General features: G+C 72.8%; 20 protein-coding genes. 12 read left to right on the top strand and 8 right to left on the bottom strand.

The annotated features are described in order from the left end of the window. Window positions 1–16: 16 nt before the first annotated feature. The 3 genes from ABZ396_RS05460 to ABZ396_RS05450 form a co-directional block, all read right to left on the bottom strand. Window positions 17–1,453 carry an RICIN domain-containing protein gene (locus tag ABZ396_RS05460; RefSeq protein WP_358914874.1) on the bottom strand — a complete coding sequence of 479 codons (1,437 nt, stop codon included), beginning with the start codon at window positions 1,451–1,453 and terminating at the stop codon, window positions 17–19. Continuing rightward, window positions 1,450–2,880, bottom strand: a complete 1,431-nt coding sequence (locus ABZ396_RS05455) for a hydrolase (RefSeq protein ID WP_358914872.1) — start codon at window positions 2,878–2,880, stop codon at window positions 1,450–1,452. The genes ABZ396_RS05460 and ABZ396_RS05455 overlap by 4 nt, the downstream gene beginning before the upstream one ends. A gap of 95 nt (window positions 2,881–2,975) precedes the next feature. Then, the gene (locus ABZ396_RS05450; RefSeq protein WP_358914870.1) at window positions 2,976–5,120 is read right to left on the bottom strand and encodes a DUF4157 domain-containing protein; all 2,145 of its coding nucleotides are present in this window, start codon (window positions 5,118–5,120) and stop codon (window positions 2,976–2,978) included. A gap of 236 nt (window positions 5,121–5,356) precedes the next feature. Between ABZ396_RS05450 and ABZ396_RS05445 the strand changes: the two genes are divergently transcribed. From ABZ396_RS05445 to ABZ396_RS05430, 4 genes are all read left to right on the top strand, one after another. After that, complete coding sequence (locus ABZ396_RS05445) at window positions 5,357–6,943, top strand: phage tail sheath subtilisin-like domain-containing protein (protein WP_358914868.1); 1,587 nt, start codon at window positions 5,357–5,359, stop codon at window positions 6,941–6,943. A gap of 63 nt (window positions 6,944–7,006) precedes the next feature. Beyond that, window positions 7,007–7,450, top strand: a complete 444-nt coding sequence (locus ABZ396_RS05440; protein ID WP_358914866.1) for a phage tail protein — start codon at window positions 7,007–7,009, stop codon at window positions 7,448–7,450. Next, a complete protein-coding gene (locus ABZ396_RS05435) occupies window positions 7,450–7,926 on the top strand; it encodes a hypothetical protein (protein WP_358914864.1) in 477 nt (158 codons plus the stop codon). Before ABZ396_RS05440 ends, ABZ396_RS05435 begins: the two co-directional genes overlap by 1 nt. Beyond that, window positions 7,923–8,090 (top strand): DUF6760 family protein, encoded by a 168-nt coding sequence (locus ABZ396_RS05430; protein WP_351316879.1) that lies wholly within the window; start codon window positions 7,923–7,925, stop codon window positions 8,088–8,090. Before ABZ396_RS05435 ends, ABZ396_RS05430 begins: the two co-directional genes overlap by 4 nt. Before the next feature lie 158 nt (window positions 8,091–8,248). Here ABZ396_RS05430 and ABZ396_RS05425 read toward each other — a convergent pair whose 3' ends face one another. Both ABZ396_RS05425 and ABZ396_RS05420 read right to left on the bottom strand, forming a co-directional pair. Continuing rightward, window positions 8,249–9,022, bottom strand: coding sequence for a hypothetical protein (locus ABZ396_RS05425; RefSeq protein ID WP_358914862.1), 774 nt, complete (start codon window positions 9,020–9,022; stop codon window positions 8,249–8,251). Between the two features lie 378 nt (window positions 9,023–9,400). Beyond that, window positions 9,401–9,967: a hypothetical protein gene (locus ABZ396_RS05420; RefSeq protein WP_358914861.1), complete on the bottom strand. Its 567-nt coding sequence runs from the start codon at window positions 9,965–9,967 to the stop codon at window positions 9,401–9,403. A 943-nt stretch (window positions 9,968–10,910) separates the two neighbouring features. Between ABZ396_RS05420 and ABZ396_RS05415 the strand changes: the two genes are divergently transcribed. The 8 genes from ABZ396_RS05415 to ABZ396_RS05380 all read left to right on the top strand — a co-directional run bounded on the left by ABZ396_RS05415 (window position 10,911) and on the right by ABZ396_RS05380 (window position 18,965). After that, window positions 10,911–11,423: an extensin gene (locus ABZ396_RS05415; protein WP_358914859.1), complete on the top strand. Its 513-nt coding sequence runs from the start codon at window positions 10,911–10,913 to the stop codon at window positions 11,421–11,423. Between the two features lie 40 nt (window positions 11,424–11,463). Further along, a complete protein-coding gene (locus tag ABZ396_RS05410) occupies window positions 11,464–11,886 on the top strand; it encodes a phage tail protein (RefSeq protein ID WP_093500599.1) in 423 nt (140 codons plus the stop codon). Between the two features lie 24 nt (window positions 11,887–11,910). Beyond that, the gene (locus tag ABZ396_RS05405) at window positions 11,911–12,633 is read left to right on the top strand and encodes a tail protein X (RefSeq protein WP_358914857.1); all 723 of its coding nucleotides are present in this window, start codon (window positions 11,911–11,913) and stop codon (window positions 12,631–12,633) included. Further along, entirely contained in the window at window positions 12,633–14,540 is a 1,908-nt protein-coding gene (locus tag ABZ396_RS05400) for a VgrG-related protein (protein WP_358914855.1), read from the top strand. Before ABZ396_RS05405 ends, ABZ396_RS05400 begins: the two co-directional genes overlap by 1 nt. Before the next feature lie 61 nt (window positions 14,541–14,601). Continuing rightward, the gene (locus ABZ396_RS05395) at window positions 14,602–15,045 is read left to right on the top strand and encodes a GPW/gp25 family protein (RefSeq protein ID WP_351696176.1); all 444 of its coding nucleotides are present in this window, start codon (window positions 14,602–14,604) and stop codon (window positions 15,043–15,045) included. A gap of 5 nt (window positions 15,046–15,050) precedes the next feature. Next, window positions 15,051–17,012 (top strand): putative baseplate assembly protein, encoded by a 1,962-nt coding sequence (locus tag ABZ396_RS05390; protein ID WP_358914853.1) that lies wholly within the window; start codon window positions 15,051–15,053, stop codon window positions 17,010–17,012. Window positions 17,013–17,049: 37 nt separating this feature from the next. Continuing rightward, a complete protein-coding gene (locus ABZ396_RS05385) occupies window positions 17,050–17,610 on the top strand; it encodes a phage tail protein (protein WP_358914852.1) in 561 nt (186 codons plus the stop codon). Beyond that, the gene (locus ABZ396_RS05380; protein WP_358914850.1) at window positions 17,607–18,965 is read left to right on the top strand and encodes a zinc ribbon domain-containing protein; all 1,359 of its coding nucleotides are present in this window, start codon (window positions 17,607–17,609) and stop codon (window positions 18,963–18,965) included. Before ABZ396_RS05385 ends, ABZ396_RS05380 begins: the two co-directional genes overlap by 4 nt. Window positions 18,966–19,087: 122 nt before the next feature. On the opposite strand, the gene ABZ396_RS05375 is transcribed toward ABZ396_RS05380, so the two are convergent. The 3 genes from ABZ396_RS05375 to ABZ396_RS05365 are packed head-to-tail and all read right to left on the bottom strand — an operon-like array spanning window position 19,088 to window position 22,604. Further along, window positions 19,088–21,607, bottom strand: a complete 2,520-nt coding sequence (locus ABZ396_RS05375) for an ABC transporter permease (protein ID WP_358914848.1) — start codon at window positions 21,605–21,607, stop codon at window positions 19,088–19,090. 5 nt (window positions 21,608–21,612) lie between these two features. Further along, window positions 21,613–22,374 (bottom strand): ABC transporter ATP-binding protein, encoded by a 762-nt coding sequence (locus tag ABZ396_RS05370; RefSeq protein WP_358914846.1) that lies wholly within the window; start codon window positions 22,372–22,374, stop codon window positions 21,613–21,615. After that, complete coding sequence (locus tag ABZ396_RS05365) at window positions 22,371–22,604, bottom strand: hypothetical protein (RefSeq protein ID WP_358914844.1); 234 nt, start codon at window positions 22,602–22,604, stop codon at window positions 22,371–22,373. The genes ABZ396_RS05370 and ABZ396_RS05365 overlap by 4 nt, the downstream gene beginning before the upstream one ends. Between the last annotated feature and the right edge of the window lie 99 nt (window positions 22,605–22,703).

Genomic DNA, 22,703 nt, shown 5'->3' with positions numbered 1-22,703 from the left:
CGGCCGGCCGCGCCCTCTAGTGCCCCGACGGACGCACGATCCGCCACTCCTGGTCGTCGGTGTTCGAGCAGTGGTACAGGGTCAGGTTGGTGTCGTTGCCGCCGGTGCTGTAGCCGGCCACGTCCAGGCACAGGTTGTCGCTGGCGAAGTTGCGGATCCAGTAGTCCCCGCTGGGCTGCTTGTCGATCCACCACAGCTGGTTGTCGGCCTTGGTGCCGTCACACGTGTACTCGGTGATCGGCGTGGACAGCGGCGCGGAACCATAGTCGGGCATGTCCATGCACAGCTGGTCCTTCACATTGCGGATCTGGAAGAGCGCGGCCGAGCCCGGGCCGCCCTTCGGGTACCGCACCTCCAGGTTCCACCGCTGGTTGTCGGCGGTGGTCTCGTTGCAGGTGTACTCCCGCACCGGGCCGCCGTTGCTCCCCTTGTCGTAGCCGGGGATGTCCGCGCACTTCTTGGTCGTCGTGTTGCGCAGCAGGATGTTGTACGCCGGTACGACGGGCTTCGGGGCCTGCTTCTTCGACGCCTGGGGGGACGGCTGGGCCTGGCCGCCACCTCCCGCCTGGGTGCCGGACCCGCCGCTGTTCCCGGACTGCTGCTCGGCCTGCGACGGCGAGGGTGCAGGCGCGGCGGCCAGGGGCGCGCCGGCCGTGGGGCTGGGCGCGAGCGAGCTGACGCCCGCCGCCTGGACCTGCTCCTCGGCCAGGCTCTTGACCGGCGGCTTGTAGGCGAACCAGATCAGGGCGAAGGTGATGGCGAGGGCGAGCAGGGTGCCGAAGAGGGTGGCGAGCCAGCGGGGCAGGAAGCCGCGCTGGACGTAAGTGCCGTCCACAGGCTGTGGATTGACGCCGGCCCGCTGGACGGTGAGCGCGTACGGCCGCTGTTCCTTCGGCCCGAACCAGATGATCCTGCGGGGCTTGAGCGTGGCCTTGATGAAGGCGGCGCGGCCCGGTTCGATCTGGACGTTGCTGGGGTGGATGTCGTAGGCGAGCTGGTCGCCGTTGTCGTTGCCGCTGACGGACGCGGTGAGTTTGGTGTTGCCGAGGTTGTCGATGGCCAGCTTGGAGCGGCCCCGGAAGCGGCCCTTGACGGTGGGCGGGACCAGTTCCGCGCGCAGCTCGGTGAAGGGCGTGATGGTGAGGTTGCCCTCGGGGACGGTGACGGCCTCGGGATGCTCGGTGGGCGTGATGCGGATGGCGTAGGGGTTGGGTCCGGCCGTCGCGTCGGGGGTGCGGGGCGGGGCGAAGGTCAGTTCGACCGTGCCCGTCGTGCCCGGGTAGAGGCGGAGTGTCTGCGGTTCGACGGTCGTCCAGGGGGCGATCGGGCCCACCGGTTCGAAGCGGTACTCGTCGACGACGTCACCGGTGTTGCGCAGCCGCAGCCGTACCCGGGTCGAGGACCCGGGGTCCACGGTCGCGGAGGCGGGTTCTAGGGAGGTCCAGAGAGTCATGGGCTCACCGTCAGCTTGAAGGCTTCCAGCCAGAGCGTGTTGTCGAGGGTACCGACGAAGTTGAGATCGGGGCGGGCGCCCTTGCACCACTGGTCGCCCCAGTCGTGGTCACGGACCTTGGCGTAGTTGCAGGCCTGGCCGTTGCCGACGTTGACGGCGAAGCCCTCGATGTAGGGGTCGGCCGCCTTGGTGCTGCCGATGTAGTTGTCCTTGCCGTCGGCGGTGATCGCCGTCCAGTTCGGGTTCCACTTGCCCTTGCCGTCCGTCGACTGGGCGTTGTAGACGAAGGCGTTGGCGGCGGAGCCCTGGACGCCGTACACCGCGATGTTGATGGCCTTGATCGGCACGTTCTTGCCGGTCGTGCCGGCCATGGTGCCGTCGCAGACGGGCTTCTGCCAGCCGGTGCCCTGGACATAGGCGCGGTAGCAGATGTGCCGCCCGGACGGGTCGTCGGCGGCGAGGCGGTTCACGGCGGTGGCCGCGGTGTCCTGCTTGGGCTTGGCGGTCACGGTGGCCGTCGCACCTCCGCCTCCCCCGCCGCCGCTGTTGCCGCCGTCCCCGGCGGCCGGGGCGGCGGGCGCGGTGGAGGCCGTGACACTGGGTGCCGGCGGCGGGGTCGGGGTGGCCGTGGGGCTGGGCGCGAGCGAGCTGACGCCCGCCGCCTGGACCTGCTCCTCGGCCAGGCTCTTGACCGGCGGCTTGTAGGCGAACCAGATCAGGGCGAAGGTGATGGCGAGGGCGAGCAGGGTGCCGAAGAGGGTGGCGAGCCAGCGGGGCAGGAAGCCGCGCTGGACGTAAGTGCCGTCCACAGGCTGTGGATTGACGCCGGCCCGCTGGACGGTGAGCGCGTACGGCCGCTGTTCCTTCGGCCCGAACCAGATGATCCTGCGGGGCTTGAGCGTGGCCTTGATGAAGGCGGCGCGGCCCGGTTCGATCTGGACGTTGCTGGGGTGGATGTCGTAGGCGAGCTGGTCGCCGTTGTCGTTGCCGCTGACGGACGCGGTGAGTTTGGTGTTGCCGAGGTTGTCGATGGCCAGCTTGGAGCGGCCCCGGAAGCGGCCCTTGACGGTGGGCGGGACCAGTTCCGCGCGCAGCTCGGTGAAGGGCGTGATGGTGAGGTTGCCCTCGGGGACGGTGACGGCCTCGGGATGCTCGGTGGGCGTGATGCGGATGGCGTAGGGGTTGGGTCCGGCCGTCGCGTCGGGGGTGCGGGGCGGGGCGAAGGTCAGTTCGACCGTGCCCGTCGTGCCCGGGTAGAGGCGGAGTGTCTGCGGTTCGACGGTCGTCCAGGGGGCGATCGGGCCCACCGGTTCGAAGCGGTACTCGTCGACGACGTCACCGGTGTTGCGCAGCCGCAGGCGTACCCGGGTCGAGGCGCCCGGATCGACGGTCGCGGAGGCGGGTTCGAGGGAGGTCCACAGGCTCACGCGGCAACGCTAGGGGAAGCACGGCGACCGGTCAGCGGACCACGGGGCAGGCCGGGTTGCCCCGCCCCGCACCCGTGTTGCCCGGGCGGTCATCGTCACATGTCGTCGTCGGAGTCGTAGATCACGTTCCGGCGACGGTTCCGGTAGCGCGACCGCCTCCGGGGGAGGGCGTATTCCTCCTCCTCGACCACCTGCTGGCTGCTCACGGGCTCGTCGTAGTCGGACGGCGGAGCCGCGTAGTTGCGGCGCTGCGAGGCCGCCCGGCTGCGGTGGCGTGCGGCCCGGCTCTGGCTGCGGGCGCGGCGGGAACCGCGCGAGGGCCGGGACTCCTGCTCCATGTAGTCGTCGCCGCCGCCGTACTGGACGTAGGTGTCGAGGTCGGCCTGCGTCAGCGTGGCAGGGCCCCGGCTCCGACTGCGCTCGACCTGTCGCCGGCTGCGGCTGCGCGGCCGGGGTGTCGGCGGGGCATACAGATCGTCGTCGTCGTACGAGTCGACTTCGACCGGGCGCCGCCGGCTCCGGCTGCGGGCGGCCGAGGCCATCCCGGCGGCCGTGTCCTCCTCGTACAGGCTGCCCCGGCTCACCTGCCGGCCGCGGGGCCGCTGGTCGTCGTAGAAACCGGTGTCGGCCCTGCTCGGAGCCAGGCTCGGGGCCCGGCTCGCCGCTCGCCGGCGGCTCCGGGAGCGCCTGCGGCTGCGCGCCTCGCGGTCGTCCTCGCGCTCGCGGTAGTCCGACGGGCCGCCGCGCTCCTCGGGGCTGTCGCTGCGCCGGTCCTGCTCCACGTAGTACGTCTTGCGGCGGGTGGCCGCGTTGGCGCTCTCGTCCTTGCCGGAGATCCGGTGGGAGTAGCCGTACTGCTCCAGGTCCGCTTCGGGGTCGGGGCCCGACCTGACCCGCATCCCGGGGGGCACGGCCTTGCGGTTCTCCAGGCCGTAGAAGCCGTTGTGGGTGCCGGGGTTCTTGTACTGGCGCGGGTCCGGAGCCGTGATGCTCACGGAGACGTCGTCGCGGTTCATCCGCCGGGGCAGCCGGTTGGTGTCGCCGACCAGTTTCTGGGTGGAGTAGCCCTTCATACGCCCCGTGCGCGGCATCTGGAAGTGCAGATTGGCGCCCTCGTCGACGTGCCGCAGCCGCTCCGCGGCGTCCGGCCGGCTCAGGTCCATGTTGGTCAGGATCGGCACACCGAGCCGGCGCAGGGCCTCGCTGTTGCGCGCGTAGTCCCCGTAGTCCTGCTCGGGGTGCTCCTCGAACGTCGTGATGCCGATCTCGTCCGCCCTGCTGGGGTCCCTGCGCAGCCGCGCGCGGGCCGCCGAGGCGTCGGCCTCGGACAGATAGACCGTGCTCCGGCCCTCCAGCCGCTCCTCGGCCGTACGGGCCTGACCCGGCGGATGGATACCGCCCACCCGGGCGCGGGGGCCGAGGATGTCGGACGGGAGGACCTCGACCCGGCCGAAGCGCTCGGTGTCGAAGACCTCGTTGCCGTTCGACCGGGCCCGGACATACCGGCCGACCTCGCGGTTGCCGTCGAGGAAGAACTCGAAGAACTGCCCGGCGTCCGCCGGGTGCATCGGGCTGGCAGGGGGGCGGCTCTGGCCGCGGCCCCTGGGCGTCCGGGCCACCGGAACGGCGCCCGCGGGCGCGACGGCGGCCGTCGGCTGCGGCGGGGCGGCCGGAGCGCCGGCGCCGTTCCTGATCCGGTGGGCGATGGACTCGGCCTCCTGCTCGTGCCGGTCGCTGGGGTCGGAGAGATGTACTCCGCCGGTGCTGGTGCCCTCCACCGGGCCACGCTGCTGCTGCCAGGTGTGCGCCAGCTCGTGCAGCAGAGTGTGTTCGTCCACACCGCCCGCGCCGACGACGATGTGTCGGCCGGAGGTGTACGCGCGGGCCCCGAACTCGGCCGCCGAGCGCTCTGCTTCGGGGCCGGTGTGCATGACGACATCGCTGAGGTCGGTGTTCAGGCCCCGCTCCGCCTTGCCGCGGATCACCGGGTCGACCGGGCGGCCCGGCGTGGCCAGCACTCCTAGCACCGACGAACGCTGCACGGAGGCGTCCTTCCCGCCGTGCCCGCAGTTGGCGTCGTGCTCGTGCCGCTCCTCCTCGAAGGCCCGGGCCACGGCGGCGTTGCCCACCCGGCGCTGCAGCGTCAGCATCCGCCTGGCGGTGGTGCCGACAGGCGCCGAGACACCGCGGTTCTGCCGCTGCTTCGGGTCCTGCCGGTCCCGGGATTCCTGTGCGCGCACGCTGCTCCCCTCACGATGGGCGCACCCAGCCTTAACCGCCCGAGCCCGGGACCGGGAGGGCCGCGGGGGCAGACCCGGGGGCAGAGCCGCCTTGCCGCGGGGCAGGTGGGGCGGGTGACCTGCCCTTGGGGGCAAAGACGTTGCCCGCGATCAGGCACCGAAGGACGTTTCCGCATGGGCGCTTCGCGCGTGAGGGTGGTGAGTGTTCCTGTCTCGTACCCCGAGGAGAGCAGAGCATGCCGTCCTACCTGTCGCCCGGCGTCTACGTCGAGGAGGTGGCCAGCGGCTCGCGCCCCATCGAGGGGGTGGGCACGTCCGTGGCGGCCTTCGTGGGCCTGGCCCCGACCGGTCCGCTGAACGAGCCGACGCTGGTGACCAACTGGACGCAGTACGTCGCGTCCTTCGGTGAGTTCACCGACGGGTACTACCTCGCGCACTCCGTCTACGGCTTCTTCAACAACGGCGGCACGGCGGCGTACGTCGTCCGTGTCGGCGGCTCCCGGGATGGCGACGAGGCCGCCGCCAACGCACCCGCCGCCGTGGGGAGTTCGGCCGCACCGGCCGCGCTGCCGCCCGGCGAGGCGAAGCAGCTCGGTACCTTCACCGTGAGCGCGATGGCCTCCGGCGACCTGAGCGTCGAGGTCGCCGACCCGGAGGGCGACGGCCCCGCCGAACGCTTCCGGCTCCTCGTCAAGGACGGCGGCAAGACCGTCGAGACCTTCGACGTGACCGCGAAGAAGGGCGGCCGCAACTACGTCGTCACGCAGGTCAAGGAGCGCTCCAAGCTCATCACCGTGACCGAGGCCGCGCCCGCCGCGCAGCTGGCCCGTCCGGACAACCAGACGGTGGCCCTCGTGGCCCCCGCCGCCCCTGCCCCGGCGTCCGCGTCCCCCGTCGCGGACGCCGGCTCCCACCCCGGTCCCGCCGAGTACCTCGGCGACTCGGCCGACCGCACCGGCTTCGGTGGCCTGGAGGCCGTCGACGAGGTGTCCATGGTGGCCGTCCCCGACCTGATGGCCGCCTACCAGCGCGGCGCGATCGACCTGGAGGCCGTCAAGGCCGTCCAGCTCGGTCTGATCGCGCACTGCGAGCTGATGGGCGACCGGGTCGCGGTCATCGACCCGCCGCCGAGCCTCAACGCCCGCCAGATCCGGGTATGGCGCCAGGAGACGGCCGGCTACGACTCCAAGTACGCGGCCCTCTACTACCCCTGGATCAAGACCTTCGACCCGGCGTCCGGCCAGTCCCGGCTGATCCCGCCGTCCGGCCACGTGGCCGGCGTCTGGGCCCGCAACGACGCCGAGCGCGGTGTCCACAAGGCCCCTGCGAACGAGGTGATCCGCGGCGCGGTCGACCTGGAGCTCCAGATCACCCGGGGCGAGCAGGACCTCCTCAACCCGATCGGCGTGAACTGCATCCGCGCCTTCCCCGGCCGCGGCATCCGCATCTGGGGCGCCCGCACCCTGTCCTCCGACCCGGCGTGGCGGTACCTCAACATCCGCCGGTACTTCAACTACCTGGAGGAGTCGATCCTGATCGGCACCCAGTGGGTGGTCTTCGAGCCCAACGACCACAACCTCTGGGCCCGCATCCGGCGCAACATCTCCGCGTTCCTGGTCAACGAGTGGCGCAGCGGCGCGCTGTTCGGGCAGCGGCCCGAGGAGGCGTACTACGTCAAGTGCGACGAGGAGACCAACCCGCCGGAGTCGGTCGACGTCGGCCGCGTGATCTGCGAGATCGGCATCGCCCCGGTCAAGCCCGCCGAGTTCGTGATCTTCCGGCTGGCCCAGTTCTCCAGCGGCAGCGGCGAACTCCAGGAGTAGCGGGCCGGCGCCTCCCCAACCCCTTTGTTGTACAGGCACCTTGAGAAGAACGGGCAGTAACAGATGAGTCTCCAGCCGGGTGACGCCCTCACATCGCACAATTTCGGTCTGCAGATCGACGGCGTGATGGTCGAGTACCTCGCCGAGGTCAGCGGGATGACGATGGAACAGGACGTCATCACCTACCAGCAGAACACTCCGGACGGGAAGAACCACGTCCGCAACCTGCCGGGCGTGAAGAAGAACGGCACCTGCACGGTCGTACGCGGTATGACCCAGTCCTCGTCGTTCACCCAGTGGATCAACGAGTCGATCAACGGCCAGATGACCACGGCCCGCAAGAACGCCTCCATCATCATGATGGACTTCGAGAACAACCCGGTGAAGCGCTACAACCTGCGCAACGCCTGGTGCAGCAAGATCGACACCAGCACGGTGAAGGCGGGCGAGGCGTCCGCGCTGACCGAGTCGGTGACCATCACGTTCGAAGAACTGGTCATCGAGTAATGAGGCGTTCGGCTGTCAGGGCCGGGGGAGTGGGTGCGCCGCTCGCAGCGGAGGCGGCGGCGCCCCAGCAGCAGGTTCCTCAGCAACCGGAGACGCCCGTCGAGGTGCTGCGCACGGAGTTCCCGTTCCAGCTGCCGCGGGGGTACGTCGACGAGCAGGGCACCGTCCACCGCGACGGCGTGATGCGCCTGTCGACGGCGCGCGACGAGCTGATCCCGCTCCGGGACGTCCGCGTCCAGGAGAACCCCGCCTTCCTGTCGGTGGTGCTGCTAGGCCGGGTGATCACCCGGCTCGGCACGCTCCCCCTCGTCCACGACGGGATCGTGGAGAACATGTTCGCCTCCGACCTGGCGTTCCTGCAGGACTTCTACCGCCAGATCAACGCGGAGGGCCACACCCGGGCCGCGGTCAACTGCCCGCACTGTTCGGAGCCCTTCGAGGTGGAACTCGGCGGGAGCCGCCTGGGGGAATCGTGACGTACGCGACCGACCGGCTGCACGAGGAGATCGCGTACGTCGCCTACCACTTCCACTGGAGCCTGGAGGACATCCTGGACCTGGAGCACGCCGACCGCCGCCGCTACACGGCCGAGATCGCGTCCCTGGTGACCCGTGCGGCCTCCGCAGGGGCGGAGGGCTGAGCGGTGGGGTTGTGGGATCGGATGCGGGGGCGCGGGGCCGCCCAGGCCGGGGCTTCGGCCGAGGTCGCGGCTTCCGCCGGGGCTTCGGCTGAGGCAGACGTTGCTGTCGAGGCGCCGCGGCCCGTGGCGGCGGCGGCCTGGTCCGGGCTGCCGCCGATTCAGCGTGCGCTGGGGGCGGGCGGGTCGGTCGCGGACCCGGGGTTCGGCGGCCGGCTGCCGACCTGGCAGAACCCGTCGTTCATGGGCATGCGCTCACACGCGGTCCTGGACGGCCAGTCGAGCGCGGGCCTGGCCGGTGGCGGACTTAGGGGGATGACGGGTGTCGGGGCCGTGTCCGGCCTGGAACGCCCGGCGCAGACACTGCCGTTGGCGGGGCCGGTGGGATCGGCCGGGCCGACGGGACTGACGGGTCCGGCCGGTGGCCGGGGGTCGGCGGTTCCGGTGGTGCCGCTGCGGGCGGTGCGGGCGGCAGGGAGTGGTTCGGGTTCGGCGGGGGCTGCGGGTTCCGCACGGGCTAAGGGGTCGGCTGGTCCGGTGGCGCCGGCGGTGCAGCGGGTGCCGTTGGCGGGGCGGCGCGGTGGTGGTGCGGCCGCGCGAACGGCGGGGGCGGCAGCGGGAGCGGTACGCAGCGGGGGGAGCGCGCCGATGCCGGCGACCCCGCCGATGCCGGCGACCCCGCCGGTGCCGCCGACTCCGTCGACCGCCTCGACCACCTCGGCCCCCGGGTCCTCTGCGGTGGGGGACGGACGGCGGACGGGGCCTGCTGTCCAGCGGTCGGTCACGTCGGCGGCCGTCGCTCCGGCATCGGTGCCGGTCGCGTGGGCGCCGCAGCCGACTCCGGTCGCTCCGGCTCCGGCCACCGGTCCGCGTGTGACGGCGGCGCCCTCCGTCCCGCCTCGCCGCAGCGCGCTGACGCATGCGCCGGTGAGCACGTCGGTGACGGCCGTGCAGCGTCGGACGCTGCCGTCGGCGCCGAAGACCTCGGCGGGCGACGGTGCGGTGACGGCGTCGGGTGAGGGTGACCGAGCCGGGGGCGAAACAGCGGGGGACGGGGTCGTACAGCGAGCGGTCGAGGCCGGGGATCCGGTGCGGGTGAGCGGGGGTTGGCCGCGCCCAGCCGGTGGTGGCCGTACCTCCTCCGACACCGCCTCGCGTGCCCGTAGGGGCGCTGCCCCCGGACCGGCCCCGGCACCTGCCGTCGTACAGCGGTCCGCGTCCGGTGGCCGTGCCGGTGGTACGGCTTCGGCTGCCGCGTCTCCCAGGACTACGGCTCCTACGGCACCCGCGTCTCCCACGACGACACCGCCCCCTCACACCTCTTCTACGTCCCCCGCGACACCCTCGGTGTCCGCTGCTCCCGAGTCGGCCGCGCCGTCCGCCGCGCCCCCGCACCGCGGCGGGCCTTCCGGCATGTCCGGCGCCGGGACGCAGACCCCTGTGCAGCGGCAGACGGCGAGCGGTGCCCCGAGCGGCAGCCGCACCCCGGCTTCTCCGGCCACGCCCAGCAGTTCAGCGACGCCCCCCGTACAGCGCCGTACGGCGACCGGCTCGGCCACCCCGCACACGCCGGTGCCGGAAAGCGGTCGTACGGCGGCGAGTTCGGCACCGCTGCCCACGACCGGCACCGCGGCCGCCGGCATCAGCACTGAAGCCGCCCCGACTTCTTCGCCGACCGCCGGAACCACGCCCCCTGCCGTGCCTCCGAGCGGGCGACCGTCGGCCTCCCCCGCCGCGAGCAGTGGCAGCGAGGCGTCCGTGCAGCGACGGGTGACGGAGAGCGCGGCCGCCACCGATGCCGTACGGGAAGCGCCCCGCCCGGCACCGGCAGAGAGGGAAGCCGCACCGGCTGCTGTGCCGATGCCATCGCGTGAGTCCAACCAGGCCGCCTCGACCGGTACTTCGGCGGCGGGCCGGCCCGCTGCGGCGCCGACTCCCACACCCCCTCCCCCTTCCTCTCCCTCTTCCTCTTCCGTGCAGCGTGCCGTGACGACCCCCGGCGCCCCTCGCCCGGGCCTCGGCGCCCCCCTTACGGGGACGGCCGCAGCTTCTCCGGTGTCCGCGACGGACGGCGGCCGAGCGGCGTCTGTGCAGCGGCGGATGACGGAGAGGCCCCCGGCCTCCTCCCCGGCTCCCTCCCCCGATGCCGTGCGAGGAGCCGTACCCCGTGCGCAGACACCGCCGCGTCCGCGTGAGCAGGGAGACACCCCGTCCACCGGTCCGGCTACGGCGACCCGCCCCGCTCAGACACCGGCACAGACACCGGCGCCGGCGCCGGCTTCCGCTCCCGCCTCCGTACAGCGTGCCGAGACGACCGGCCCGGGCGCGCCCCGGCTCGGTCTCGGCGCCCCCTTCACCGGCCCGGCCGGCGGCGCACCCGCGAGGCGGGCCGGCCGTCAGGCGGCTGGGCCGTCCGTGCAGCGGCAGCAGGCGTCGAGTGGTCCGGTGGACCGGTCGGCCGCCGTCTCCCACCCGGCGCCCGAAGCGCCCCGGCAGGGGCAGCGAGCTGCCGGAACCGACCTGCCGGCGACGACGGCCGCGCACACCCGGTCGGCCTCCGCAGCCCCCGCCGTCCCCGCGTCGACGCCTCCGCCTCTTCCCCTCCCCGCCATGACGGGCCGTTCGGCGACGGCTTCGCCATTTCCCCCCTTCGTGCAGCGTGCCGCCGCTGCCGTCTCTCCCACCACCCCCGGCCCGGGCACCCCGCCCGCGACCCCCGCGACCACGCGCCCCGCCGTCGGCCCCGGAGGCCACCAGGCAGCTGTGCGGCGCCGGGCACAGTCGCCCCTGCCCGCGGCCACCTCGTCCCCGACCGGACCGGCCGTGGCACCCCTGCCCCCCTTCGTGCAGCGAGCCGCGACTCCACCCGCCGCCCTGCCAGTCAGGCCGAGCACCAGCGCCCCCACGCCCGCTCACCCCGTCGCCCTGCGCCCCACCACTCCGATCTCCGCCACCACGCCCCTTCCCGTCGCCCCCCTCAACCGCCCCACCATCCAGCGCGACGCACTCACCACCGCCCTCCCCCCGGACCTCCCCACGACCACCCTGAACAAGGCGCCGGTCACCAGCGCAACCACCACCCGGGCCGAGAGGCAGCCACCGCCCCCCGACGACCCGCCACCCGGGTACTCGGGCTCCGGCTCGGGTTCGTCCGCCGGCGAGCCGCCACCCGGATACACGGCTGTCGAGGGCGGCGGTTTTGACCCCCGTGCCCTCACCGAGTTCCAGGTGGACGCCCTCGTCCACCGGATCATCGACCGGATCACCCGCCACGTCCGCACCGAACTGCGCCGCGACCGCGAACGCGTGGGAAAGCTCCGCGACTTCCGCCCCTGACCACGACGACCGCGCACCCACCCCACAGAAAGGCCCCCCGATGGACCGCCAGGACCCGGGAACCACAGTCTGGTTCAGCCTCTCCATCGACGGTGAGGACCTCGGCTACTTCAACGGGTGCGAGGGACTGTCGTCGCAGGTGGAGATCGAGCAGCGGCAGGAGGGCGGGAACAACGGGTTCGTGTGGCAGCTGCCGACCCGGGTCACCTTCTCCCACATCCGGCTGACCCGCCCGCTCACCCCGGACACCTCGAAGGTCGCGAAGTGGATCTCGTCCGTGCAGACGGGCATCGAGCGGCCCACCGGGCAGATCACGGCGCTGCGCGCGGACGGCTCGGAGGTGGCCCGGTGGGGGCTCCTTGACGTGCTGCCGGTGAGCTGGCAGGGGCCCTCCCTGGATGCGGGCAATCCGTCCGTGGCCACGGAGGTCCTGGAGATCGCCCACCACGGCTTCACCGACTGAGCGGACTGAGAGGCAGACCAGATCATGGCCAGGAGCAGCCGGGGCGCCGGCAAGAGCCTCGTGCGGGCCACCCTCGCGATTCACGAACCGCCGGTGGGCACCAGCACGAGCCCGGGCGGCATCATCAAGACGTTCGGCTTCGAGTTCAACCCGGCTCAGCTGTCGATCGCCCGCCGGGCGGACTGGAAGTCGTCGGCGGCGCCGATCGAACGGGACGGCGCGCTGCCGGAGTTCCTCGGCACCCATCCGCGTGAGATGAGCGTGGAGATCTTCCTGGACAGGTCCGACGACCCGGACAGCAACGACGTGATGAAGAAGGTGGAGTCGTTGCTGGCCTGCTGCGAGGTCACCAGCAAGAGCATCGCCGTCAAGCAGCCGTCGCCGCCCTGGGTGGTGTTCCAGTGGGGCTCGTTCGCGACGGCCCACTTCACGGCGTACGTCGCCTCCGTCGATGTCTCCTACTCCCTCTTCGGGACGAGCGGGATGCCGATCCGGGCCAGCTGCCGGCTTCAGCTGCACGAGATCCCGAGCAAGACCGCGGGACAGAACCCGACGTCCGGTGCGCTCACCGCGCAGCGCGTGCACCGGGTCGTCGCCGGGGACTCGCTGCAGTCGCTGGCCTGGCGGGAGTACGGCGACGCGGCCGCCTGGCGGGCGATCGCGGACGCGAACGGGATCGACGACCCGGGGTGGCTGCCCGCGGGCACGGAACTGGTGTTGCCGGCCGCCGAGGAGGTGCGGTCCTGATGGTGAAGCACGCTTTCTCGAACGTCGTCAAGGTCGTCATCGGCGGCAAGGAGCTGACCGCCACCTCGGAGTACGGGCGGTATCTGGTCGACGCCCATGTGGACCAGGGCGTCGGGGTGCCCGCCGCCTTCCAGCTGACCTTCCGCGACCCCTCCCGCAAGCTGCTCGGCAAGCTGGGCGTCCAGTTCGGCACCCCGGTGGTGATCACGCCGGTCTCCGACGGCCAGGGCACCGGCGACCCGCTGCTCACCGGTGAGGTCACCGGGTTGGAGGCCGAGTACGACGGCACCGGCAGTTACGCGGTCGTCCGGGGCTACGACTACGGGTTCCGGCTGATGCGGCAGCGCCGCGTCGTCGCCTACCGCAACCAGACCGCCTCCGACATCGCCCGCAAGCTGGCCGCGCAGGACGGGGTGCCGATCGGGCGGATCCAGGCCACCAAGACCGTCTACGAGTTCATCAGCCAGTCGAACGTCACCGACTGGGACTTCCTGGCCCGGCTCGCCGACGAGAACGAGATGGTCATGTCGGTGGACGCGGACGGCAAGTTCCAGTTCGTGAAGCGGAAGAGCGCCTCTGGGGCGCCCTCGCCGCAGACCGACGGCGACAAGAGCCCGTTCGTACTGGAGGCCGGGCACGACATCCTGCGGCTGCGGACCGCGGTCACCGCCTCCGACCAGGTGAACCAGGTCGAGTCGCGCGGCTGGGACGTACGGACGAAGAAGACGCTCACGGCGACCGTCACCCCGGCCGGCAACACCAGCTACAGCATCGGCACCACCCCGGGCGCCGCGGCCGGCGAGTTCAAGACGTCGAAGCTGGTCGAGACGGGCACGCCGTACGACAAGCAGGCCGAGGTGAAGTACGCGGCCGACGCCCTCTCCGACGACGTCACGTCGACGTTCGCGGAGGTGGAGGTGATCGTGCGGGGCAATCCGAAGCTGCGGCCGGGGGTTCCGGTGGCGCTCGCGGACGTCGGGGACCCCTTCGAGGGGAAGTACACGGTCACCTCGGTACGGCATGTCTTCGGCGACGCCAAGCACTACGAGACCTGGGTGACGGTCAGCGGCCGCCAGTGGCGGTCCCTGTACGGCGTCGCCTCGGGCGGTGCCGGGGACGCCGGTGCCGACCGGCAGCCCAGTGTGGCGCAGGCCCTCGTCACCGACGTACAGGATCCGCTCCAGCAGGGGCGGGTGAAGGTGAAGTTCCCGTGGCTGGACGACAAGTACGTCAGCGACTGGACCCGGACCGTGCAGTGGGGCGGGGTGCGCGGCGGCGGGGTCTTCCCGATGGACGTCGGTGACGAGGTGCTGGTCGCCTTCGACCGGGGCGCCCTGGACCACGCCTATGTCATCGGCGGTCTCTACAACGGCAAGGACAAGCCGACCCGGATCAAGGACGTGCCGTTGCACGACGGCATGCGCGGCCGGGCCACCCGCCACACCGTCTCCGACCGCTCCGGCAACCACATGGACCTGCTCGACCAGAAGGGCCGCAAGGAAGGCGTCCGGCTGGCCAGCGGCGACGACAAACTGACCGTGTTCCTCGACCGTGCCAAGACCGAGATCACCGTGGACAGCAAGGGCGACGTCACCATCAAGGGCAGCAGGTCGGTGTCGGTCGACGCGGGAACCAACCTCTCCCTGAGCGCCAAGGGCCGCCTCAGCATCCGCAGCGGCGGACCACTGTCCATCCAGGGCGGCGAACTCGTCGACATCAGGGCACTGGGCGCGGTGCGCATGAACGCGGCGGGCGCCCTGAACCTGACGGCGGGCGGCGCGGCGGCCGTCACCGCAGGCGCCACGGTCCAGCTCACCGCGGCACTCAACATCGGCCTCAAGGGAGCCACCTACCTCCTCATGGGCAAGGGCAGCGCCAACGGCGTCCCACTGCCCCCGCCTTTCTGAGAGACCTGGCCGCAAGGCGCCCTACCACCCGCAAAGCGCTCCCGAACCCGAAGGAAGACACATGGCAGAGCAGTTCGTGGGCTCCGGCTGGTCCTTCCCCCTCCGTATCGGCCCCACCGGCGGCATCGCCCTGGTCAGCGGCGAGAAGGAAGTGGAAGAGGCCATCCGCCTCATCCTCTCCACGGCCCCCGGCGAACGCCCCATGCGGCCGGAGTTCGGCTGCGCCATCCACGACCTCGTCTTCGCCCCCGTCAACGAGCAGACCGCCGGCCGTATCCAGCACGAGGTGTACGCCAGCCTCGACCGCTGGGAGCCACGGATCGAGGTCGAGGACGTCGAGGTCACCACCGGCGCCGACCCGAGCGTGCTGATGATCGACGTCCGCTACTCGATCCGCGGCACCAACAACCCGCGCAGCCTGGTCTTCCCCTTCTACGTCATCCCCTCCCACGACGAGCCGGACCTGCCCCCCGCCTCCTCGGACTCCTCGGAAAGCGACCGCTGATCCCGATGGCCCTGCCCTCCCCGAACCTCGACGACCGACGCTTCCAGCAGTTCGTCGACGACGCCAAGCGTTACATCCAGCAGCGCGCCCCGGAGTGGACCGACCACAACGTCTCAGACCCCGGCATCACGCTGGTGGAGACGGTCGCGCACATGGCCGACCAGATCGTGTACCGCCTCAACCGGGTCCCGGAGAAGAACCATCTCGCCTTCCTGGACCTGGTCGGCATCACGCTGTTCCCGCCGTCGGCGGCCCGCACGGACGTGACGTTCTGGCTGTCGGCGGCCCAGGAGGAACCGGTTCCGGTGCCGGTCGGCACGGAGGTGGCGACCCGCCGCACCGAGACGCAGGAGGCGGTGGTGTTCGCGACCGAGCGCGAACTGACCATCGTGCCCAGCGAGTTGCGGCACCTGCTCCGGCAGCAGCACGACTCTGCCGTCGTCGACCTCACCCATGAACTCGCCGAGGGCAAGGACCTGTTGTGCTTCGCCGAGTCCCCGAACCCGGGTGACTGCATGCTGCTCGGCCTCTCCGCCGCCGTCCCGCACTGCGCGGTCGCCCTCGATCTGGACAGCCGGGTCGACGGTGTCGGCGTGGACCCGCGGCAGCCCCCGCTGGTGTGGGAGGCGTGGACGGAGGACGGCTGGCGGGAGTGCGAGGTCGACCGGGACGGCACGGGTGGCCTCAACCGCCCCGGCGAGGTCGTGCTGCACGTCCCCGGCGGTCACGTCCTGTCCCGCAACGGAGGCCTGGAGGCGAGCTGGCTACGCTGCCGGGTCACCGAGCCGCGTTCCGACCAGCCCTTCTACACCACTTCCCCGACGGTCCGGTTCGTGGAGGCCTGCACCGTGGGCGGCACGACCGGCGCCGTACACGCGGAGACCATCGATGACGAGGCGCTCGGCGAGTCGACGGGCCTGCCCGGCCAGCGCCTGCGGCTCGCCCACGCGCCCGTCGTCGGGGACACCCCGCCGCTGCTCCTGCAGACCGCCGAGCACGACGGCGAGGGCGGCTGGGTGGACTGGCAGGTCGTCCCGCACTTCGCGGCCTCCGGCCCGTACGACCGGCACCTCACCCTCGACGCGACGACCGGGGAGATCGCCTTCGGCCCCGCGGTCCGCGAACCGGACGGCTCGCTGCGCCAGTACGGCGCGGTGGCCCCGAAGGGCGCGGTCATCCGGGCCCACCGCTACCGCACGGGCGGCGGCCGGGACGGCAACGTGGCCCGGGGGGCGGTACAGATCCTGCGTTCCTCCATCCCGTACGTCTCGGAGGTCGTCAACCGGGAGGCCGCGCGCGGGGGAGTGGACGGCGAGACCGTCGCCGAGGCAAAGGTGCGCGCGCCGATCACCCTGCGCGCCCAGGAGCGGGCCGTGACCCTGCGCGACTACGAGGAACTGGCCCGCCGGGCCGCCCCCGAGACGGCCCGGATCACCTGCCTGGAGGGCGAGGAGGGCGAGCACGGAGCCTACGCGGTACGGGTGCTGGTGGTCCCCCAGGCGGTCCCCGATCCCGGCGGCCGCCTCCGCTTCGAGCAACTCGTTCCCGGTGACGCCCTGCTGGACCGCATCACCCGCCACCTGGACGAACGCCGGCTGATCGGCACCCGGCTGGCCGTCGGGCCGCCCTTCTACCAGGGCGTCACGGTCGTCGCCACCGTCCACGCCTTCCGTGGCGTGGACGTCGACCGGGTCCGCCGCCAGGCCCACGACGCCCTCTACCGCCACCTGGACCCGCTGACCGGCGGTGCGGACGGCAAGGGCTGGCCGTTCGGGCGCCCGGTGCAGGCGGGTGAGGTCTTCGCGGTGCTGCAACGCGTCCCCGGCGTCGAACTCGTCGACGAGGTCGTGCTGCACCCCGCCGACCCGCTCAACGGCAAGCGCGGCGACCCGACGGACCGTATCGACCTGGACGCCCCGTCCCTGGTCTTCTCCTACGACCACCGGGTCCGGGTGGTCGGCGAATGAAGCGAATGAACGTGAACGACGTGACGGGAGGCGTCCGTTGAGAGGTTCCATCGACGGCCTCGGCTCCTCCGTCCCCATCGGCGCGATGCTCCCCGCGGTCTTCGCCGACGACGACCTCGCGCTGCGCTTCGTCGCCGGCCTGGACGACGTGATCGCCCCGATCCCGAACGCCCTCGACTGCCTGCCCAGCTACTTCGACCCGGCCCTGGCCCCACTCGACTTCGCGGAATGGCTCGGCACCTGGGTCGGCGCGGAGACGGACGGCATGGAACCGGAACCCCTGCTCCGCGCGGCCGTGGCCGCGGCCGCCTTTCTGCACCGCATCCGGGGCACCCGCCGAGGCCTCTCCGAGGCGGTCCGCCTGGCCTTCGGCGTGACACCGGAGATCACGGAGAGCGGCGGCGCCGACTGGAACGCCCGCCCGCTGGGCCCCTTCCCCGGCGAATCCCGCCCCCGCCTGCACGTCCATCTCACGCTCCCCTCCCCCACCCCGGCCGACGAGGTCCGACTGGAGCACCTCGTGGCCGCCGCCCGCCCCGCTCATATGCCCTACACGGTCCAGGTGACCGCGTCCGCCGAGAGGACCCCGCAGCGATGACGACCAACCGGAACTGCACGGAGTGCGGCACGGTCGCGGAACCGGGCCAGTCCTTCTGCGACGCGTGCGGCTCGGTACTGAGCTGGGCGGTCAGCAGGGAGGGGGACCGGCAGCAGACAACCGCCCCCGAGCCGGCACCCGCCCCGGCTTCGGCCGGTCCCGCCCCGGCTTCGGCCTCCCCCGCCTGGGACGCCTTCACCGGCAGAGACGGCAGCACCGGCCTGCCCCGACGGGACGCACGAGCGACGGCAACGACAGCGCCCCCTGAGGGGCGCGGGGAACTGCGCGCTGAGCCCCCGCTGACCGAGACCACGGCAACGGCCGACACCACCCCCCTTCCCGCAGCCGCCCCGCAGGCTGCCGGCGGCGCCCAGCCCCCTCAGGGGCCGCCCGCACCCGAAGGCGAAAGTCGCATGGGTGGTGCCGGCGGGAACAACCAGGCCGAAGACGAAGCCGAGCGAGCCCGCCGCCTCCTCATCCCCGTACAGGACACAGAACCGGCACCACCCACGCCCCCTTCCGTCACCCCCGTCCTTCCCGGCCGCCCCACCCCCCAGCGCCCGCAGTCCGTCCGCGCCCCCGGCGAGGACCTCGGCGCCCACGGCGGCACCCCCTGCCCCTGGTGTGCCACCCCCAACCGCCCCGACCGCCACTTCTGCACCCGCTGCGCCATGCCCATGGCCGGCAACGGCAGCACCGCCCACTCGGCCCACCGCCCCTGGTGGCGCCGTCTCTTCGACTTCCGCAACCGCGAGACCCCCTGGGCCGGCGACCGCCCCCGCCTGCGCCGTACCTTCGACCGCGTGCTGACCTGGATCGGCGCGGCCGTCATCCTCGCCCTCGTCACGGTCCTGGCGATCAACATCCCGAACGCGGTGAGCGCCACCCGCGACCACTTCGCCAAGCGCGCCCAGGTCTCCCCGGACCACGTCAGCGCGTCCCGCTCGTACGCCGGTCACAAGCCGGACCTCGTCTTCGACAAGCTGAACAACACCTGGTGGGGTCCCGGCGTGACCCGGGGCGGCGAGGGCGAGTGGATCGAGGCCCGCTTCGACGAACCGACCCGCCTCCTGAACCTCGTCATCACCTCCGGCGAGTCGACCCGCTACGACCAGCTCAAGAAGTCCGCCCTGCCGCACCGTATGAAGGCGGTCATCAAGACGTCCGACGGCAAGACCGAGACCCGGGAGATCACCCTCGACCAGTCGGCCGGCGGCCAGACCCGTGACTTCCGCGCGAAGAACGTCACCTCCGTCCGCTTCACGATCGAGTCGTCGTACCAGGCCTCGGCCGGCACCCAGGTTGCCATCGCCGAGATCGAGTTCTTCGGCCCGTCGAGCGCGAACTCGTCCTGAAAGGCAAGACGAGTCGGCCCGTGCGGGCACCTTGAACCTCTGTGCGAGGACGTCGGCCACCGACGCCCCGGCACGGCTACGGCGGCACGAGCACCTCGTGCCGCCGTCCCCGACGGTGGGTTTCAGCCGCCCACCCTGACGGCTTCGGCCGGCGGCACCGACAGGGCCCTCCTCGTGGGCAGTTCGATCGTCACGTACGACGTCACCACCACCGTCACCGCCGCCGCGGGCAGCAGCCACACCGGCCCCGCAGGCCACGGGCGGTCCAGGAAGCCCTGGCCCAGCAGCGCCAGCGGCAGCGCGGACAGCGCGACCCCCGCGACCAGCGCCGTCACCGAGATCACCCCGGCCTCACGGCGCATCATCGCGAGGATCTGCCTCGGTGTCGTACCCACCAGCCGCAGCGCGGCGATCTCCGTGCGGCGCTGGGCGGTCGCCGCGACCAGCCGGTTGGCGATGCTGAGCAGCAGATAGCCGAGCAGGACGACGATGACGGCGAGGTTCACCCACACCTGGGGCGGGGTGTCCGCACCCGCCTGCGGGGCCGCGTCCGACAGGGCGAGGCCGGGACGGGCGGCGGCCAGTGCGGTGAGCGCGCGCTCGGCCGTCGCCGTACCGTCCGTGCGGACCAGGACGCTCTGGTCGAGGCCGGTCGTGGTGTGCCCGGCGGCCAGGTCGTGGGAGAGGACCACCGGGCCGAAGCCGAGCCCGCGGTCGTAGACGGCCACCACCTTCGCCTCGACGGGTGCGCCGTCGCCGAGGAACAGCCGTACGCGGGAGCCCAGTTCGCCATCGCGCGGCCCCGCCACCTCGCTGCTGACGGCCACCGTGGCACCGGTCAGCCCGGACAGGCTGCCCCGCGTCACCCCGAGGTCGAGGACGTCCTTCGCGGCCGGGGTCAGGATCAGCGCGGAGGCGGACTCGGTGGCGGTGTCGCCGAACTGGCTGTACGGCCAGACCACGGTGGTCGTGCCCACGGGGGCCGCGGCCCGGACGCCCGGGAGCCGTCGTACGGCGGGCAGCGTGTCGGCCGGGAGCCCGCCCAGGGCGGGGGCGCCGAGGCGGTACTGGCCCAGCGTCCCGGTGCAGGTGTCGTCCGAGGCCGCGGCCAGCACCGTGGTCTGCGCGAGCGTGTACGTCAGCACGAACACGACCGCCATGGCGAGCGGGCTGATCACCCCGGTGGCGCGCTGCGCGTACGCCCGTATGTTGGACAGGGCCAGCCAGGTCGGCGCGGACACCCCGGAGCGCAGCCGTCGTACCGCCGCCTCGCCCGCCGTCCGGACCAGCGCGGGGCCGGCCAGTGCCAGGCCGATCGCGGCGACGATGCCCGCGATGGAGGTGCCGGAGGCGCCGATCAGGGTGCGTTGCAGCAGCGGGGTGACGGACAGCGCGCAGGAGGCGGCCATCAGCAACAGGCCGGCGATCGTGCGGGACTTGGACGGGGAGCGGGGCTCGCTGCGGGACTCGGCGACCGCCTCGGTGGCCGGCATCCTCGAGGTGCGCCAGGCCGCGCAGCGGGCGGCGACGCGGACGACCGCGACGAGCAGGACGACCGTGGCCAGGGCGGGGAACGGGCTGAACGTGAGGGGGAGTTCGGCCGGCAGTACGTCCCGGTGGACCAGGAGCGTGCGGAAGCGGGCGGCCAGCAGATAACCGAGGGCGATGCCGGGCACCAGGGCCAGGGCCGTCACCGTCGTCGACTGGGCGGCGGCCAGCCGGCGGATCTGCCCCGGCGTCGCCCCGACGGCCCGCATCAGCGCCAGGTCCCGGCGCTGACCGGCGATCGCCACGCCCAGCGCGCCCGCGGTGACGAACCCCATGATCAGCAGGACGATCCCGGCGAGCGAGCTGGAGAGCAGGACGAGGAGGGAGCGGGCGGACCCCATGCCGGGGGCCACGGCCGTCCCACGGCCGGCTCCGGTGAGGACCTTCAGACCGGTACCGGCGACCGCATCGCGGGCCTCGGACGCCACCTGCTGCTCGGCGCCGGGGGCGGTGCGCAGACCGATGAGGTCGACGGCGCCCTTCTGAGTGCGCCCGCTCACCTGCGCCGCCGCCCGGTCCGTGAAGTAGATCCCCGCGTCCGGGGCGTGGACCAGGGCCGTCACGCGACAGTCCGTGGCCGTGCGGCCGTTCGCGGTGACGCGGACCCGGTCGCCGACGGACAGGCCGCTCGCCGCGCCCACCGCCACCTCCGCCGGGGCCGACGGGGCGCGGCCCTCGATGCGCGGGCCGGCGAGCAGCTTCGACGAGGACCAGCCATGGCCGGCCGCCGCGGGGTCCTGGCCGCCGACCGGGACGAGCCGGCCGTGGATGTCCGTCACGGCGGCCGGGAAGCCGAGGTCACCGACCGCGGCCGTGACGCCGGGCAGTTTCGCCAGGCGGTCGGTGAGGGCGGCCGGGACCGTGGCGCGTTCCGGCAGGGCGATCGGGAGGTCGCCGGGCGCGTGGTACTCCTGGTCGGCGGCGACCACGACGTCCGCGCCGCCGAGCCGGCCGGGCGGCAGCTGGGAGCGCAGGCCGGACTCCGCCAGCACCCCTGTGGCGGTGATCAGGGCCGCTCCGCCCAGGACCGCGCAGGCCACGGCGAGCAGCGAGGCGATCCGGTGGGCGGCCATACGAAGGGCGAAGTGCAGCATGACGCTCAGCGCTCCCCCAACGCGGCCAGCCGGGCCGCCAGTTGTGATGCCGTCGGGTGGTTCATGGCCTCGACCACCCGGCCGTCGGCCATCACCAGCGCCCGGTGGGCGCGGGCCGCGGCCGCCGGGTCGTGGGTGACCATGACGACGGTCTGGCCGAGGTCGTCGACGAGCGCCCGGAGCAGGTCGAGCACCTGGTGGGCGCTGCGCAGGTCGAGCGCGCCGGTCGGCTCGTCGGCGAACACCACCGCCGGACGCGCGGCCAACGCCCTTACCAGCGCGGCTCGTTGCTGCTGGCCGCCGGAGAGCTCGGCGGGGCGGTGGTGGAGCCGGTCGGCCAGTCCGACCCGTTCGGTGAGGGTGCGGATCCAGTCCTGGTCGGGACGGCGGCCGGCCAGCCGCACCGGCAGCGTGATGTTGTCCTCGACGGAGAGGGAGGGAATCAGGTTGTAGGCCTGGAAGACGAAACCGACGCGCTCGCGGCGGAGTTCGGTACGCTTGGTCTCGTTCAGCCCGGCGATCTCCCGGCCGTCGATACGGACACTGCCGGAGGTCGGCGAGTCCAGCCCGGCCGCGCAGTGCATCAGCGTGCTCTTGCCGGAGCCGGAGGGGCCCATCACGGCCAGGAAGGTGCCGTGTTCCACGGTGAGCGACACCTCGTCCAGGGCCCTTACCCCGCCCGCGTACGTCTTGCCCACGCCGGTCAGCGCGATGGCCGGGGCCCGCCGGGCGGTGTCCACGGCGGCCGGGTTCAGCGGCGATCTCATCGGCGGCCTCGCAGCCGGCGCACGACCAGGACGCCCGCGCTGAGCAGGGTCACCACTCCGCAGGCCACGTTCACCCAGGGGGCGACCCCGCCGTACGAGGTCGCCATGTTGGCGGCCGCGCTGAGGACCAGCAGTGACCACAGCAGCGTGCGCACGAGGTCCACACCGCCGCCCGGTTCCGCCGCGGGGGGCGGACTACTGGTGAGTCGATAGGGATCGGTACCGGCCACGGATGCCTCCTGTTGGGTCTGCGAGGGCTGCTGGGACTTCCTGCGATCAGGACACCGACGCTACGGACCGTGACCCCCCTCGGCCGATCCCGTGGACCG

Origin of the sequence: Streptomyces sp. NPDC005866 (assembly GCF_040629895.1) — a bacterium.
Taxonomy (GTDB): domain Bacteria; phylum Actinomycetota; class Actinomycetes; order Streptomycetales; family Streptomycetaceae; genus Streptomyces.
Note: the sequence above shows the minus strand (reverse complement) of the source record. Positions and strands in the feature narration are given on the sequence as shown.

Bases quoted from the DNA above. Each gene is read 5' to 3' on its own strand.
- ABZ396_RS05460 (WP_358914874.1), bottom strand. From the start codon at position 1,453: ATGACTCTCTGGACCTCCCTAGAACCCGCCTCCGCGACCGTGGACCCC.
- ABZ396_RS05445 (WP_358914868.1), top strand. From the start codon at position 5,357: ATGCCGTCCTACCTGTCGCCCGGCGTCTACGTCGAGGAGGTGGCCAGC.
- ABZ396_RS05440 (WP_358914866.1), top strand. From the start codon at position 7,007: ATGAGTCTCCAGCCGGGTGACGCCCTCACATCGCACAATTTCGGTCTG.
- ABZ396_RS05435 (WP_358914864.1), top strand. From the start codon at position 7,450: ATGAGGCGTTCGGCTGTCAGGGCCGGGGGAGTGGGTGCGCCGCTCGCA.
- ABZ396_RS05410 (WP_093500599.1), top strand. From the start codon at position 11,464: ATGGACCGCCAGGACCCGGGAACCACAGTCTGGTTCAGCCTCTCCATC.
- ABZ396_RS05405 (WP_358914857.1), top strand. From the start codon at position 11,911: ATGGCCAGGAGCAGCCGGGGCGCCGGCAAGAGCCTCGTGCGGGCCACC.
- ABZ396_RS05400 (WP_358914855.1), top strand. From the start codon at position 12,633: ATGGTGAAGCACGCTTTCTCGAACGTCGTCAAGGTCGTCATCGGCGGC.
- ABZ396_RS05395 (WP_351696176.1), top strand. From the start codon at position 14,602: ATGGCAGAGCAGTTCGTGGGCTCCGGCTGGTCCTTCCCCCTCCGTATC.
- ABZ396_RS05390 (WP_358914853.1), top strand. From the start codon at position 15,051: ATGGCCCTGCCCTCCCCGAACCTCGACGACCGACGCTTCCAGCAGTTC.
- ABZ396_RS05380 (WP_358914850.1), top strand. From the start codon at position 17,607: ATGACGACCAACCGGAACTGCACGGAGTGCGGCACGGTCGCGGAACCG.
- ABZ396_RS05375 (WP_358914848.1), bottom strand. From the start codon at position 21,607: ATGCTGCACTTCGCCCTTCGTATGGCCGCCCACCGGATCGCCTCGCTG.
- ABZ396_RS05370 (WP_358914846.1), bottom strand. From the start codon at position 22,374: ATGAGATCGCCGCTGAACCCGGCCGCCGTGGACACCGCCCGGCGGGCC.